The sequence below is a fragment of the Stenotrophomonas sp. genome, from assembly GCF_036662295.1.
Lineage (GTDB): Bacteria > Pseudomonadota > Gammaproteobacteria > Xanthomonadales > Xanthomonadaceae > Stenotrophomonas.
Genome location: NZ_JAVWXA010000012.1, coordinates 1 through 15,061, shown reverse-complemented (window position 1 = coordinate 15,061; position 15,061 = coordinate 1). Strand labels below are relative to the sequence as shown.

At 65.3% G+C, this 15,061-nt stretch carries 14 protein-coding genes; 10 read left to right on the top strand and 4 right to left on the bottom strand.

Annotated elements, in window-relative coordinates:
• The first annotated feature begins 92 nt into the window (after positions 1 to 92).
• Genes RSA25_RS03995 through galE form a run of 3 tightly spaced genes read left to right on the top strand, consistent with a single transcriptional unit; the run spans position 93 to position 3,349 of the window.
• Positions 93 to 872 (top strand): glycosyltransferase family A protein, encoded by a 780-nt coding sequence (locus RSA25_RS03995; protein WP_332807621.1) that lies wholly within the window; start codon positions 93 to 95, stop codon positions 870 to 872.
• Positions 865 to 2,313 carry a glycosyltransferase gene (locus RSA25_RS03990; protein WP_332807620.1) on the top strand — a complete coding sequence of 483 codons (1,449 nt, stop codon included), beginning with the start codon at positions 865 to 867 and terminating at the stop codon, positions 2,311 to 2,313. Before RSA25_RS03995 ends, RSA25_RS03990 begins: the two co-directional genes overlap by 8 nt.
• Before the next feature lie 19 nt (positions 2,314 to 2,332).
• Positions 2,333 to 3,349: a UDP-glucose 4-epimerase GalE gene (galE, locus tag RSA25_RS03985; protein WP_332807653.1), complete on the top strand. Its 1,017-nt coding sequence runs from the start codon at positions 2,333 to 2,335 to the stop codon at positions 3,347 to 3,349.
• Positions 3,350 to 3,384: 35 nt separating this feature from the next.
• Here galE and RSA25_RS03980 read toward each other — a convergent pair whose 3' ends face one another.
• Positions 3,385 to 3,789: a GtrA family protein gene (locus RSA25_RS03980; RefSeq protein ID WP_332807619.1), complete on the bottom strand. Its 405-nt coding sequence runs from the start codon at positions 3,787 to 3,789 to the stop codon at positions 3,385 to 3,387.
• The gene (locus RSA25_RS03975) at positions 3,786 to 4,760 is read right to left on the bottom strand and encodes a glycosyltransferase family 2 protein (protein ID WP_332807618.1); all 975 of its coding nucleotides are present in this window, start codon (positions 4,758 to 4,760) and stop codon (positions 3,786 to 3,788) included. The genes RSA25_RS03980 and RSA25_RS03975 overlap by 4 nt, the downstream gene beginning before the upstream one ends.
• Positions 4,761 to 4,850: 90 nt before the next feature.
• Between RSA25_RS03975 and RSA25_RS03970 the strand changes: the two genes are divergently transcribed.
• Genes RSA25_RS03970 through RSA25_RS03960 form a run of 3 tightly spaced genes read left to right on the top strand, consistent with a single transcriptional unit; the run spans position 4,851 to position 9,420 of the window.
• Positions 4,851 to 6,305 (top strand): hypothetical protein, encoded by a 1,455-nt coding sequence (locus RSA25_RS03970; RefSeq protein WP_332807617.1) that lies wholly within the window; start codon positions 4,851 to 4,853, stop codon positions 6,303 to 6,305.
• Entirely contained in the window at positions 6,302 to 7,864 is a 1,563-nt protein-coding gene (locus RSA25_RS03965) for a glucosyltransferase domain-containing protein (protein ID WP_332807616.1), read from the top strand. Before RSA25_RS03970 ends, RSA25_RS03965 begins: the two co-directional genes overlap by 4 nt.
• A 44-nt stretch (positions 7,865 to 7,908) precedes the next feature.
• Positions 7,909 to 9,420, top strand: a complete 1,512-nt coding sequence (locus tag RSA25_RS03960) for a glucosyltransferase domain-containing protein (protein WP_332807615.1) — start codon at positions 7,909 to 7,911, stop codon at positions 9,418 to 9,420.
• 69 nt (positions 9,421 to 9,489) lie between these two features.
• Here the strand turns inward: RSA25_RS03960 and RSA25_RS03955 are convergent, their stop codons facing one another.
• On the bottom strand, positions 9,490 to 10,428 hold the full coding sequence (locus RSA25_RS03955) for an electron transfer flavoprotein subunit alpha/FixB family protein (RefSeq protein WP_332807614.1): 939 nt from the start codon (positions 10,426 to 10,428) through the stop codon (positions 9,490 to 9,492).
• Complete coding sequence (locus RSA25_RS03950) at positions 10,428 to 11,174, bottom strand: electron transfer flavoprotein subunit beta/FixA family protein (protein ID WP_332807613.1); 747 nt, start codon at positions 11,172 to 11,174, stop codon at positions 10,428 to 10,430. The genes RSA25_RS03955 and RSA25_RS03950 overlap by 1 nt, the downstream gene beginning before the upstream one ends.
• Before the next feature lie 261 nt (positions 11,175 to 11,435).
• Here RSA25_RS03950 and rfbB point away from each other — a divergent pair, with 261 nt between their 5' ends.
• From rfbB to rfbD, 4 genes are read left to right on the top strand one after another with little or no spacing between them, the layout of a single operon-like run.
• Entirely contained in the window at positions 11,436 to 12,491 is a 1,056-nt protein-coding gene (gene rfbB, locus RSA25_RS03945) for a dTDP-glucose 4,6-dehydratase (protein WP_332807612.1), read from the top strand.
• Positions 12,492 to 12,522: 31 nt separating this feature from the next.
• Positions 12,523 to 13,410, top strand: a complete 888-nt coding sequence (gene rfbA, locus RSA25_RS03940) for a glucose-1-phosphate thymidylyltransferase RfbA (protein WP_332807611.1) — start codon at positions 12,523 to 12,525, stop codon at positions 13,408 to 13,410.
• Positions 13,407 to 13,964: a dTDP-4-dehydrorhamnose 3,5-epimerase gene (gene rfbC / locus RSA25_RS03935; RefSeq protein ID WP_332807610.1), complete on the top strand. Its 558-nt coding sequence runs from the start codon at positions 13,407 to 13,409 to the stop codon at positions 13,962 to 13,964. The genes rfbA and rfbC overlap by 4 nt, the downstream gene beginning before the upstream one ends.
• Positions 13,961 to 14,854, top strand: a complete 894-nt coding sequence (rfbD, locus tag RSA25_RS03930; protein WP_332807609.1) for a dTDP-4-dehydrorhamnose reductase — start codon at positions 13,961 to 13,963, stop codon at positions 14,852 to 14,854. Before rfbC ends, rfbD begins: the two co-directional genes overlap by 4 nt.
• The last annotated feature ends 207 nt before the right edge of the window (positions 14,855 to 15,061 follow it).

Sequence of the window (15,061 nt, the reverse complement as noted above, 5' to 3'; positions counted from 1 at the left end):
ATGGACAGCCGACGGCGTGAGCCACGGTACGGGTCCTAACCCAAGAATTGGTGGTTTGGAATGAATGCGAAGAGCAAGCGGCATGGAAACGCATGGTCGGGCTGCGGGAGCGCGGCGTGATCGTGCCGGCATTGAGTGTCATCGTGACGTTCCACGGAGAGGGCATCCTGGCGCACACCTCGCTGCGGTCCTATGCGCTGTCCCGCAACGCGGCGAGGGCCCAGGGCGTGGAGGTCCAACTGGTGCTGGTCCTGGACCGCGCCGATCCCCAGACGCGCGCATTCGTGGTCGGTCATCCCGACCTGGATGGAAGCGAGACCGTGGTCGAAACCCAGGTCGGTGACCTTGCCCTGGCGCGCAACGCGGGCGTGATGGCAAGCCGTGCGGACTACATCTGCACCCTGGACGGCGACGACCTGATCACCACCGGCTATTTCCTCATGCACCTCAAGGAGGCCGCTCGATTGGAAGGCCCCTTCGTCCTGCATCCGGAAATGGTGTTGAGCTTCGGCATGTACAGTGCCTACAACTGGCAGGTCGACCAGAGTGGGGACTACTACGACGAACGTGCACTGCTGGCGGTCAATCCCTGGATCAGCGCGGCGTTCTCCACACGCCGCCTTTATGAAACCATTCCGTATGTCGCCTGTTACCCGAGGCAGACAGGATTCGGCTACGAAGACTGGTACTGGAATTCGGAAACCATCGCACGCGGCGTGGTGCATCGCCTGGCGTGGGGCAGTGCCTACTTCTACCGGCGCAAGTGGTACGGCTCGCTCAACGAGGCAAGCCATGCGATGAAGACCGTCATCCCGCGCACGTCGCTGTTTGCGCTGGGGCGCGAGATCGGCAAGGAGCCGCGCCATGTTTGATCGTTGGACGCACAATCGCTGGGTCCGCAATCGATACACGCGCCGGCTCGCGCAGATGGCACGTCGTCTTTTCGCGCTGCTGTTCGGTGCCGACCCGGGCCACGTGGCCAGCCCCTCCGGGCATGGCGGCTCGGCACCGCCGATGCCCGCCTGGTTGCAGGAAGAACTGCTCACCCTTGCTGCGCTGGAGCCCGAGCTGCTGCCGCCCGGTACCAGCATCGACAAGTACGCTTTCTACGCTGTCCCGATGGACGTCCAGCCAGGTGATGTCTACGATGCGTTGTCGCGTGAGATTGGCCAGGCGCCGTACAGCCATGTCCTGCTCATTCCGTGGCTGAAGCCCGGCGGCGCCGATCGCGGCATTCTTTATCATGCGCGGGCCATTGCCGAGCGTGATCCGACCGCGCGAATCCTGGTGCTGAGTACCGAAAACTCCCCCTCGCCCTGGGCATCGCGCCTGCCTGCACAGGCCACGCATGTCGATTTCGGGCATCACGCCGCTGCGTTGCAGTTCAACCAGCAGGTCATGGTGATGGTTCGCATCCTGGTCCAGCTGCGCGCGCCGATGGTGCACCTGGTCAACTCGCGCGTGGGTTGGGAGGCCGTCCTCCGGCATGGGCTGGCGTTGGGGCAGCATTCGCGATTGTTCGCATCGCTGTTCTGCGACGACTACGACCTGCGCATGAATCCGGTGGGCTACGCGCGCGACTACCTGCGTTACTGCTACCCCTACCTGGCCACGGTGATCTGCGACAACTCGCGATATCCGCAGGTATGGTCGCGTGAGCTGGGCGTTCCGGCGGCATCGTTCACTGTCGTCCCGTTCCCGTATGACGGTGAGGTGGCCGACCTGCCGGCCACTGCGCTGTCGGCAACGGGTGCCGGGCGGGTGCTATGGGCCGGGCGGCTGGATCGCCAGAAGCGCCCCGATCTGCTGGCGGCCATCGCGGCCCGCATGCCGGACATGCATTTCGATGTCTACGGCTCACAGGTCATGTCAGGCGTGAATGCCCCGGGGCTCATCGAACTGGGGGCGCTGCCGAACGTCACGCTGCATGGTGAGTTCCAGCGCCTGGAGGCCGTGGCCGGCCCCGCGCATTTTGCCTACCTGCACACCACTGCGTGGGAAGGAACGCCCACCATCCTGTTCGACGTTGCCGCGGCCCGCCTGCCCATCTGTGCGCCGGCCGTGGGCGGCATCGTCGACTTCATGGCGGAACAGGACCTAGTCGACAACCCGGAAGACGTGCAGGCGTTCGTCACCCGCCTGCAGCAACTGCATGCCTCCTCCGCGCTTCGCGACGAGGTGGTGCAGCGCCAGCTTGCGTCGTTGGCGCATGATCGGCATTGGCAGGGCTTTAGCGATCGGCTGGAGGCGCTGGAAGGCTACCTTGCGCCATCATCCCTCCCGATCACGGGTACCACTGGCAACGACGCATGATGAAGAGAGAGCAAGCCCAATGAGAGTTCTGGTTACCGGCGGCGCAGGCTTTGTCGGGTCGCATACGGTCGTGGAGCTGGTCGCTGCCGGTCATGACGTGCACGTGGTGGAGAATTTCTGCAACAGCGAGCGCTGGATTGTCGAACGCATCGAGCGTCTTACCGGCCAGTCACTCTCGCTGGATGAGCTGGATATCCGCGACCGCGAGGCGATGCGCTCGAGCATGCATCGCTTCAGGCCCGATGCGGTCATCCATTTCGCTGCGTTGAAATCGGTATCGGAAAGCACGCAGCAGCCGGCCAGCTATTACGATGTCAACGTGACGGGCACCGCCACGCTGCTGGAGGTGATGCGCGAGGTGGAGTGCCGGCAGATCGTGTTCAGCTCCTCGGCCACGGTATACGGCCAGCCGGAGGCATGCCCGGTGGCCGAAGGCGCGCGTGTCGATCCGGGAAACCCCTACGGCCGCACCAAGCTGGTGGGCGAATGGATGATCCGGGACTGTGCATCCGTGCCCGGGGCCGTGCTCAGTGCCGCCATCCTGCGTTACTTCAATCCGGTAGGGGCGCATCCCAGCGGTCTCATTGGTGAACTGCCGCGTGGCGTGCCCAACAACCTGGCGCCGTACATTACCCAGACCGCCCTGGGCCTGCGCGACCACATCCGGGTATTTGGCGATGATTACGCCACGCCTGACGGTACCGGCGTACGTGATTACATCCATGTGGTGGACCTGGCCAAGGCCCACGTCGCGGCACTGACCCTGTTGTCGGCCGGCGAGGCGCGCGCATTGACGCTGAACCTGGGCACCGGGCGCGGCTATTCGGTGCTGGAACTGATCGAGACGTTTTCGGCCGTCGTCGGCAAGCCGATCCCGTATGTGGTGCAAGGCCGCCGCGCCGGTGACATCGGCGAGTGCTGGGCAGACCCGACGCTGGCCAACACCGTTCTGGGTTGGCAAGCCGAGAAAACGCTGGAGGAAATCTGTGCCGATGCCTGGCGTTGGCAACAGGCGTGCGTGTCCGCGGCAGAATGAGATTGCCCTGGCCGCGCTGTCGCGCGGTTGGGGTATCAGCGCTCGGGCGCGATGCGGAACACCCAGAAGTTCATCACGATGAAGACGATGACGGGCACGGCGATGGCCGAGAACAGGATGCCCCAGCGGTAGTCCAGCTGCGCGTGGGAGATCACCGCCATGCCGCCGGCCGACAGGCCGATGTTGAGCCCGTGGACCACCAGGAATTTGCCCGACTCCCGCGCCACTTCGCCCTTGGATCCGAAGGTGAAGTACTTGTGGGCGAGGAAGTTGGGTGCCAGCAACAGCAGGTAGGCCACGACGGTGGCCAGCACCGGATGCATGCCGGCTTTGTCCACCAGCAGCCACGTGAGCAAGGCAAACAACAGGGTGCTGGTGCCGCCGACCGCGCCGAAGCGGATCAGCTTGCCGGCCAGCGACTTCATGTCTGCCGGATTCACGGCAGGGTGTCCGCCGTCGAGTCCACGCGCTCGGCGATCGAATACTGGGTGGGGGTCGTGAAGTTGAGCAGGATGCGGCCGACGTACTCGCCAATGGCTCCCAGCGCAAGCAGCTGTACGCCGCCCATGATCAGGATGGCGACAATCAGCGAGGACCAGCCGACCGCGACGCCGGGATCCAGCAGTTTGTGGATCACGATGACCGCCGCGAAGATGAAGCCCGCCCCCGAGATGGCCATGCCGGTAAGTGACGCCATCCGCAACGGGGCAACCGAGAAGCTGGTCGCCATCTTGAGCCACAGCGAGATGGACTTCTTGAGGCTGTAGCCAGAGGTGCCGTCCTCGCGCGCGTGGTGGCCCACCACGCGCGTGGTGATGCGCGAGGTCGCCGCCAGGATCAGGCCGTCCAGGTAGATCGCCGGACCCCGGAACATCACCACTTCATCGCGCACTCCGCGCTTCATCGCCTTGAACGGGGAGAGATAGAGTCCCTTGGGCTTTTCAAGCAGCCAGGTGGCCACGCGGTCGTTGAAGCGGCTGCCAAGGATCTTCCAGGCCGCATGCTTGCGCCCGACGAAGGTGCCGTAGCAGACGTCGTGGCCGTCATCCAGGGCGTCCACCAGGGCGGGGATGTCCGAGGGCGCGTGCTGGAGGTCGTCGTCCATGGTGACGATGACCCGGCCGCGGCATTCGCGCAGGCCGGCGAAAATGGCCATGTGCTGGCCGACGTTCTTTCGAAGGTTCAATGCCCGGACCCAGGAGTGGGTGCGGGCCAGCGTGCTGGCCACCTGCCACGAGCCATCGGGGCTGCGGTCGTTGACCAGGATCAGCTCCAGCGAGTAGCGCCCGCCAATGGCCGCGTCGATGGCATCGACCAGGGCAGCGAGCGTCTTTTCGCTTCGATAGGCCGGGACCACGATGGAAAGGTCGATCAGCTCCACCGAGTCGTCAGTCGCTATGTGGGTCGCCATGGCGGTCTCAATCTGGAGGAAAAATCACTCAGTCGGGTAGTATATGCCCGAACCTGAAGCCGTGCACGGTGGGGCAGTGGCGCACCAGCTGTGCCCTGGACCCCGGTCGATGGCCAGATCAGGGCCACGCTGACGAACGGACGAGGTGCGAAATTGGATCGACTTGGACGCTATTGCGGGAACGCGCTGGATCGCCTGGACCGCAACTACCTCGGGTACATCGTCCTGATCTTGCTGGGCATGTATGGGATCGGCCAGCTCACCGCCCCGTTCATCGCACACGATGAATTCGATTGGCTGCTGTCCGGGTTCGATCAGGGCTTCGAGACCCCGTTGAGCAAGGCTGGCTCGGAAGGTCGCTGGGGCAACGTCATCTGGGCCCAGTTCAGCCATTTCCTGAGTATCCGCGCGGCCTTCATCCTGTATCTGGTCGCGTTCTCCGTCATGTGCGTCCTGATCTCCCGCGTGGTCTCGGCGACGGCGGGGGTGTTCGGCGCCATGCTGCTTTTCCTCTCGCCGATGACGGCGGAGACCATGCAGTGGCCGGTGACCCAGGTGACCGGTGTCGCGGTAACCATCCTGGGCTGCCTGGCGATGCTGAAGGTGCAGTCCGATGGACCCCGCCGGCTGGTCATGGCAGTGGCCGTGGTCGCCGGCTTTCTCTTCTACCCCTCGTTCGGCCCCCTGTTCCTGTTGATGTATGCCACGCGCTGCACCGGCACCCGCCGGAGCGTGCTGCTGGGGGCCTTCGTGTATGTGGCCAGCTTCGCCTGCGCGGTCCTGCTGGTGTTTTCCCTGAACTACATCTTCCACGACACCTTCTCGATCAAGCCGGCCGCATGGCGGGAAGCGACGCCGCTGATGCACGGGGGAACCCTGCTGGGCAACATCGAGCGGTACCTGACCTGGTTCGACCAGGTGAAGTACCTCTGGCCCGCGCTGCTGGGTGGGGCGGCCGCGTTCGTGCTGTGTTTCCGTTACCGCATCCGGGCGCAGCAGTGCGCGGCCCTGCTCCTGTTCGGCGGCCTGCTGCTGGGTATCGATGCCTCGCTTTCGGTGGTGTCCGGCCTTTCCATGCCGTTGCGTTCCACGGTATGGCTGTGGTTGCTGCTCTGCATTCCCGTGATCTTCCTGGTTCATGAGCGAAGGACCATCGCACTGGGGTTCCTGCTTGCGCTGCCGCTGGCCGTCACGGGGGTGTCGGGGTGGATGTCCACCTTTGGCGGCACGCAGTACGCCTATCCCGCCTTGCAGCAGACCGCCCTGGAAATGATGCGCGTGCAGGCGGCCAACACCGGAAAGGTCACGGACGTGGTCCTCTTCGGCGATGTTCACGCAAACCGATCAATGGGCTGGGTGCACAGCAACAGGGCCATGCGGAACTATCTCTACAAGGAATTTGAGATATACAGCCGGCAATGCGAAGGCGAACTGTGCGCGAAAGTGCAGGCCGAGATCGACCGGCGTGCCGAGGTTCCGCAATGGCTGATCATTGATAAGCACCTGGTCTGGGTGCTTTCTCCACACAATCCCGATAGTTATTGAAGTCGTTATCCAGACATGATGAAGAGAACAAGAAAATGGCTGCTTTGCCAGGCGTGACCCGGTTGCGCGCCGCATTCACGCCCGCCGGTGGCAATCGTCGGCTCTTGGTGGCGTGCATGGCGGTGGCCGCGATTACGCTGTTCGCTCGCCTGCCGTTCGTGCTGGCCCCGGGCATGTCCACCGATTCCTACGCCTACCTGGACGGCTGGCCGACCCTGGCGCAGTTGGCCGGGCAGGGGCGGTTCGGCCAGTTCCTGGTGTTCCGCCTGCTCGAAGCCCTGGCCGTGGATCCCCTGAGCTTTGCCACCCTGCTGCAGGGCGTCGGGCTGGCCGTGTTCGGCCTCGCGGTGCCGCTGATGTTCGCGGCATTTTCCACGCCGCAGCAGAACCGGTTGCTGCCCCTGTGCCTGGCGGCGCTGGTGGTCACGCTGCATCCTTACTCGGCAGAAATCCTGACATTCTCCGAAGCATCCTTCACCGCGCTGCTGGCCACCGCACTGGGCACTGTCGCGGTGTTCCTGCTGGCACGGCGGCCGCGCTGGTGGTGGTTGTCTGGCGTGATGCTGGTGGCCGGGCTGTCGATGTACCAACTGCTGGTCAATTTCGTTGGCCTGATGGTGCTGTTCGGCTTCCTGCAGACCTACCTGCGGGTTGGCCATGTCCGGCGCGATGCCTGGCCGGAGTACCGGCCCCTGCTCAACGCGGTCATGGTCATGGCCGCTGCACTGGTGGTGTACCTGGTGGTGCACAAGGCGGTGGTCATGTCGCTGGGCATCCAGGAAGTGGGGCGCGCCGGCTTCCTGCCGTTGGGCAAGGTGGGCGCACGCTTCCAGGAAGTACTGGCCCTGGGCGGATTCCTGTGGCAGCGGCCGCTCCTGGTCACCTACGGTCCGGCCGCAAAACTGCTCCTGTGGGCGATGGCCCTCGCCGGTTGGATGCTGCTCCTGATCCGCCTGCTCCTGCGGCCGCGCACGGACGCCGCGTTGCCGGTGGTGGCGATGCTGCTGGTGCCGGTCGCTGCCATCGGCGTGGTGGCGGTAGGTGCGGTCTGGTGGCCGGCGCCCCGCATTCTCGGCGGGGTGGTCGCTGCATGGGCAATGGGGATCTACTGGCTGGCCTGGCTGGCCAATGGGCGCCTGGGACGCGTGCTGACCGGTGTGGCTGGCAGCGCGCTGCTGCTGGGCTTCATCGCCGTAGGCCACCGCGTGCACAGCGACCAGCTGCAGTTGAACGCCCTTGATCGCCTGCTGGCGCAGCGTGTCTATGCCGAGCTCACCCATGTCGACGGCTTTACCGACCAGACCCCCGTCGTGGTGGTCAATCATCGCTTGAGCTGGTCGCATGTACTACCGCTGGCCACCGCCTGGATGGATCTGAATCTGACCGCGTTCGCAGACAAGCGCGCCGTCAAGGGCGTATTGCAGCTGTCCAACGGACGCGTCCTGAATATAGTTCCCGCGCTACCGGCCGATACCGAGGCCTGCAACGCCCTGCCCGCGTGGCCGAGCCCCGGATTCGCGACTGTACGTGCGTCTGGCGGCGTACTTGTGTGTATTTAACCCCGTCTTTGGACGGGTCAGATTCAACGTAATCCAGGATATAGATGAATACTTTCCAATCCCTGACGTCGGTCAGGACCACCGATCCGATCACGCGCCTGGCCCAGGTCTGCATTGCGGTGACGGTGATAACCGTGCTTGCCCGGCTTCCCTTCGTGGTCCAGCATGGCCTGTCGATCGATTCGTACTTCTATGTGCGCGGCTTCCCCACCATGTCCCAGCTGTTCGGGCAGGGGCGCTTCGGCCAGTACATGGTTTTCGTGGCAGGTGAGTCGCTGGGGTTCAACGCCCTGACGTTCGGCACGCTGTTGCAGGGCGTTGGCTTGATCTGCTTTGCGGCGAGCGTGCCGCTGGTGTTCACCGCCTTCGACCGTGACGTCCAGGTCTCACGGTCCGGGCTCGTGTTGACCAGCCTGCTGATCACGCTGCATCCGTACTCGGCCGAAATCTTGTCGTTCTCCGAGGCATCGTTCACCGCGCAGCTCGCTACCGCAATGGGTATTGGCGCCACCTTCCTGGTGGCGCGCCAGCCGCGGCGGTGGTGGGTGGGCGCGATCCTGCTCGTCCTCGCGCTGTCGATGTACCAGCTCCTGCTCAACTACATCGCCCTGATGCTGCTGTTCGGCGCGATCCAGTTGTTGGTGAAGCGCCGAGAGGGGCCGGTCCTGGACTGGCAACGCTACCGTGGGCTGGCAGCCCCGCTGCTGATGACGTTGGTTGGACTGGTGGCGTACATGGTGGCCTACAAGCTGGTCATCGCGGGTTTCGGGCTGAGCGAAACCAGCCGGAGCCAGTTGTTGCCCCTGAGCATGATCGGTTCGCGGTTTGACGAACTGGTCAAGCTCTCCGACTTCCTCTGGAAGCGGCCGTACATCGTCCAGGACGCGCCCGTGGCCTCTGCGCTGATGTGGAGCGCGGCGGCGCTGGGCTGGCTGTGCTTCGTGGTGTGGGTTGCCATCCGGCGGCCGCGCCAGGCACTGCTGTGCCTGCTGCTTGCTGCGTTGATCCCCGTGGCCGGTATCGGCGTGATCGCCGTCGGCAGCGCCTGGTGGCCTGTCCCGCGCGTGCTGGGCGGCATCGTCGTCATCTGGGGCATGGGCGCCTACTGGCTGTTCTACCTGCTGCGGCAGCGCTGGCAGCAATGGGCGATCGCCATCCCCGTGGGCCTGGCGGTACTGGGGGCCAGCGCGATCGGCCATCGCATCCACAGCGACCAGATGCTGCTCAATGGCTATGACAAGGTGCTCGCGGCGGAGATCTACCACTCGCTCAACCAGCATCCCGAGTTCAATGACCATGCCCGGATTGCGATCGTCAACCGCAACATGCGTTGGGCACACCCGGCCCCCCTGCCGACGGCGTACATGGACCTCAACATGACGGCCTTCGCCCTGACCGGTGCGCAGCAGGGCATTCTGCGGATGACCACGGGCCACGAGCTGTCCACCGTGGAGCCGACGCCGGAGCACATCGCAGTGTGCGACACCATCCCGACCTGGCCGGCAGCGGGATTCACGGCGGTTCTCCCCTCCGGCGATGCCGTGGTCTGTCTCTGACAGGCAAAAAGAAGGCCAGGCGGTCGCTACCGCCTGGCCTTCGTCCCACTGGACCTCAACGGTATCGCGTCAGAGCGCCGCTTCAAGCTCCGGCAGCAGCGTGAACAGATCCCCCACCAACCCGATATCGGCGATCTCGAAGATCGGCGAGTCCGGGTCCTTGTTGATCGCCACGATCGTGCCGGCGTCCTTGATCCCGGTCAGGTGCTGGATCGCGCCGCTGATGCCCACGGCCACGTACAGCTCCGGGGAGATGATCTTGCCGGTCTGGCCCACCTGCAGGTCGCTCGGCACGTAGCCGGCGTCCACGGCGGCACGCGAGGCACCCACCGCGGCACCGAGCTTGTCGGCCAGCTGGAAGATCACCTTGAAGTTCTCTTCCGAGCCCACGCCGCGGCCGCCGGAGACCACGCGCTTGGCGCTCTGCAGGTCCGGGCGGTCGGTGGCACCGGCGGCCAGGCCGACGAAGCGGGTGTGGGCGGGCAGGGCGGCATCGACGCTGGCCGCTTCCACCGTGGCGCTGCCACCCTTGGCCGCTTCCGGCCAGGAGGCCGCGCGCACCGTGGCGACCACGATCTGGTCGGCCGGCACCTCGACGGTGATGATGGCGTTGCCCGCGTAGATCGGGCGCTTGAAGCTGTGGCTGCCTTCGACGGTCATCAGGTCCGAGACCTGGTTGACGCCCAGCAGGGCGGCCACGCACGGCATCAGGTCCTTGCCGAAGGTGGTGGAGGGGCCGAACACGTGGGTGTAGCCCTTGGCCAGCTGCGCGATCTGCGGGGCCAGCACCTGGGCCAGGGCCTGGGCATTGGCCGGGTTGGCCACGGTCAGCACCTTGGCCACGCCGGCCAGCTGCGCCGCCTCGGCGGCCACGGCAGCGGGGTCTGCGGCCAGCACCAGCACGTCGATGCTGGCACCGCTGATGGCGGCGGCGGCGCTGACGGTCTTGGCGGTGGCGGCGTTGAGCTTGCCGTCATGGTGTTCGGCGACAACGAGGATATTGGCCATTACAGCAACCCCTTCTGCTTGAGTGCGGCGACCAGTTCGGCCGCGTCCTTGACCATCACGCCTTTGCTGCGCTTGACCGGCGCGGCGTACTGGGTGGTCTTGAAGGTATCGGCGGCGTCCACGCCGAGGTCGGCCAGCTGCAGGGTTTCCAGCGGCTTGGCCTTGGCCTTCATGATGTCCGGCAGCTTGATGAAGCGCGGCTCGTTCAGGCGCAGGTCGGTGGTGACCACGGCCGGCAGGTCCACTTCCAGCGTTTCCAGGCCGGCGTCCACCTCACGGGTGACCGTGGCCTTGCCGCCGTCGATCTCCAGCTTGCTGGCGAAGGTGGCCTGCGGGCGGCCCCAGATCGTGGCCAGCATCTGGCCGGTCTGGTTGGCATCGTCGTCGATGGCCTGCTTGCCCAGGATGACCAGGTCCGGCTGTTCCTTCTCGACCAGCTTGAGCAGGGTGCGCGCGGCGGTCAGCGGCTGGATGGCCTGGTCGGTGACCACGTGGATGGCACGGTTGGCGCCCATGGCCAGGCCGTTGCGCAGGTGCGCCTGGGCATCGGCCGGGGCGATGGTGGCGACCACCACTTCCGTGGCGATGCCCTTGTCGCGCAGGCGCAGCGCTTCTTCCAGGGCGATCTCATCGAACGGATTGGGGGACAGCTTGACGCCATCGGTGACCACGCCGGAACCGTCCGGCTTGACCTGAATGCGGACGTTGTAGTCCACCACGCGCTTGTACGCGACGAGGATTTTCATCTGGTGCTCGATCCTTGTAACTGGGGAACGTCCGGTGCTGGGACCAGCAACCGGTTCGGGGGTGGGACCGCGATTCTAACTGGCTCCGGGGCACCATGCGAATGCGTATGGTTTTGTTGCAGTGCCGCACAAAATGGGCGTTTCCTTGCGCCCGTTCACGTGCAGCAGGCAGTCGTGAAGACGGCCGCGATGTATCCTGTTGCGCTGAGTCGGGTCGTCAAAATGCGGCCCCAGCATCCAAAGCGAACAGGAGAACGGGTAGTGCCCACATGGCTTGTCACCGGCGGAGCCGGATTCATCGGCGGAAACTTTGTCCTCGAAGCGGTCGCCAAGGGCGTCAAGGTGGTCAACCTTGATGCACTGACCTACGCCGGCAACCTGAAGACCCTGGCCCCGCTGGATGGCAACCCGGACCACGTGTTCGTACACGGGGATATCGGCGACCACTCGCTGGTGGCGCGCCTGCTGGCCGAGCACCAGCCCGATGCGGTGCTGAACTTCGCCGCCGAGAGCCACGTGGACCGCTCCATCGACGGCCCGGGCGCCTTCATCCAGACCAACGTGGTGGGCACCCTGGCCCTGCTGGAAAGCGTGCGCGACTACTGGAAGGCGCTGCCCGCCGACAAGGGCGCGGCCTTCCGCTTCCTGCACGTGTCCACCGACGAGGTCTACGGCACCCTGGGCGAGACCGGCAAGTTCACCGAAACCACGCCGTTTGCGCCCAATTCGCCGTATTCGGCCTCCAAGGCCGCCTCGGACCACCTGGTGCGCGCGTTCCACCACACCTACGGGCTGCCGGTGCTGACCACCAACTGCTCCAACAACTACGGCCCGTACCACTTCCCGGAGAAGCTCATTCCGCTGGTGATCGCCAAGGCCCTGGCCGGCGAGCCGCTGCCGGTCTATGGCGATGGCAAGCAGGTGCGCGACTGGCTCTTTGTGAGCGACCACTGCGAAGCGATCCGCACCGTGCTGGCCAAGGGCCAGGTGGGCGAGACTTACAACGTGGGCGGCAACTCGGAAAAGCAGAACATCGAGGTGGTGCACGCCATCTGCGCGCTGCTCGACGCCCGCCGCCCGCGCGAGGACGGCCAGCCGCGCAGCAGCCAGATCACCTACGTCACCGACCGCCCCGGGCATGACCGCCGCTACGCGATCGACGCCTCCAAGCTGAAGGACCAGCTGGGCTGGGAACCGAAGTACACCTTCGAGCAGGGCATCGGCTTCACCGTGGACTGGTACCTGGACAACCAGGCCTGGGTCAACGGCGTGCTGGATGGCAGCTACCGCCTGCAGCGTATCGGCACCACCGCCTGAGGGCGGTGATCACCAGACAGAGGAACTACGTATGACCCAACGCAAGGGCATCATCCTGGCGGGCGGTTCGGGCACGCGCCTGTACCCGATCACCAAGGGCGTCAGCAAGCAGCTGCTGCCGGTGTACGACAAGCCGATGATCTATTACCCGCTCAGCGTGCTGATGCTGGCCGGGATCCGAGACGTGCTGATCATCAATACGCCGCACGAGCAGGCGCTGTTCCAGAGCCTGCTGGGCGATGGCTCGCAGTGGGGCATGAACATCGAGTACGCCGTGCAGCCGAGCCCGGACGGGCTGGCGCAGGCCTACCTGATCGGCAAGGATTTCATCGGCGGCAAGCCGAGCTGCCTGGTGCTGGGCGACAACATCTTCCACGGCCATGGCCTGCGCGAAGTGCTGCGCAACGCCGACCAGCGTGACACCGGCGCCACCGTGTTCGGCTACTGGGTCAATGATCCGGAGCGCTACGGCGTGGCCGAGTTCGACAAGGCCGGCAAGGTGATCGACCTGGTCGAGAAGCCGGCCAACCCGCGCTCCAACTACGCGGTGACCGGGCTGTATTTCTACGACGGCAATGCCAGCCACCATGCGGCCGAGCTTAAGCCTTCGCCGCGCGGCGAGCTGGAGATCACCGATCTCAACCAGCGTTACCTGCGCGAGGGCAACCTGCACCTGGAAGCGCTGGGCCGCGGTTATGCGTGGCTGGATACCGGCACGCACCAGTCGCTGCTGGAAGCGTCCAATTTCATCGAGACCATCCAGACCCGTCAGGGCCTGCAGGTCTGCTGCCCGGAAGAAATCGCGTTCGGCCAGGGCTGGATCAGTGCCGAACAGTTGGAAGCGCTGGCCGCCCCGTTGATCAAGAATGGCTACGGCCAGTACCTGCACACGCTGGCAAAACGGGGCATTGTTCCGTGAAGGTCATCGATACCACCCTGCCTGGATGCAAGGTGATCGAGCCGGCCGTGTTTGGCGATGACCGCGGTTTTTTCTTCGAAACATGGAACAAGGCGCGTTTCAGTGAACTCGGGTTGCCCAGTGCCTTCGTGCAGAGCAACGTATCGAGCTCCGCCAAAGGGGTGCTGCGGGGCCTCCACTACCAATGGCCCCACCCTCAAGGCAAGCTCGTCACCGTGCTCGAGGGCGAGGTGTTCGACGTGGCCGTGGACATCCGCCGCGGCTCGCCCACGTTCGGGCGCTGGGAGGCGGTCATCCTCAGTGCCGAAAACAAGCGGCAGTTCTGGATTCCCGAAGGCTTTGCACACGGGTTTGCCGTACTCTCCGATCGTGCACTCTTCTCCTACCTGTGCACCGATGTGTACATGAAGGAACACGACTCGGGAATACGCTGGAATGATGCCGACATTGCGGTGGACTGGCCGATCAGTGCCCCCACGCTCTCGGCCAAGGACGAGGCGGCGCCGTTCCTGAAGGACATCGCCGAAGACCGACTGCCGGTCTACCAGCCGTGACCGTGCTGCTGTTTGGTGGCAATGGCCAGCTGGGCCAGGAACTGCGGCGCGCGCTGGCACCGCTGGGGATGATCATCGCGACCACCCGCAGCGGCACGCTGCCCGATGGCAGCGCCTGCGAAACGGCGGATTTCAATGATCCCGACAGCCTGACCGCGCTGCTGGACCGCGTGCGTCCGGCGGTGGTGGTCAACGCCGCCGCCTACACGGCGGTGGATCGTGCCGAAGACGAGCGCGATGCGGCATGGCGTGCCAACGCCGAAGCGCCGGGCGTGATCGCGCGCTGGTGCGCGGCGGCCGGCGTGCCGTTGGTGCATTACTCCACCGATTACGTGTTCGACGGCCAGGGCACCCGTCCTTACCGCGAAGACGATGCCACCGCGCCCTTGGGCGTGTATGGCGCCAGCAAGCTGGCCGGTGAGCAGGCCGTGCAGGCGGCCGGTGGCCGCCACCTGATCTTCCGCACCGCGTGGGTGTATGCCTCGCACAGCGCCAACTTCATGCGCACGATGCTGCGCGTGGGCGCCGAGCGTGATGTGCTGCGCGTGGTGGCCGACCAGGTCGGCACGCCCACGCCGGCGGCGTTGATCGCCGACGTCACCGTGCAGGCGTTGCAGCATGACGGTGGCCTGTCGGGGACGTGGCACCTGACCGCGCGCGGCGAAACCAGCTGGCATGGCTTTGCCGAGGCGATCTTCGCCGAGGCGGTGGCGGCGGGAATCCTGGCGCGCGCGCCGACGGTGGAGGCGATCACCACTGCCGACTACCCCACCCCGGCCAAGCGCCCGGCGTATTCGCACCTGGACGTGGACAAGCTGGAGCGGGATTTCGGCGTGACGCTGCCAACATGGCAGGCCGGGCTCAAGCGCGTCCTGGCGGAAATCGCCTGACGGGGCGCATTGCCTGACGCAGGTGGTCGCGCGGTGCCGCGGCCACGGCTCGGCGTTTGTGGCCATGGAACAAAGAAACCGCAGCGCTTTCGAATGCGCTGCGATCACGTCTGATTGAATGGAATGGAACAGCCCGCATGTGTGGAATCGTAGGAGCGATCGCGGATCGCGATGTGGTACCGGTCCTCATCGAAGGGCTGAAGCGCC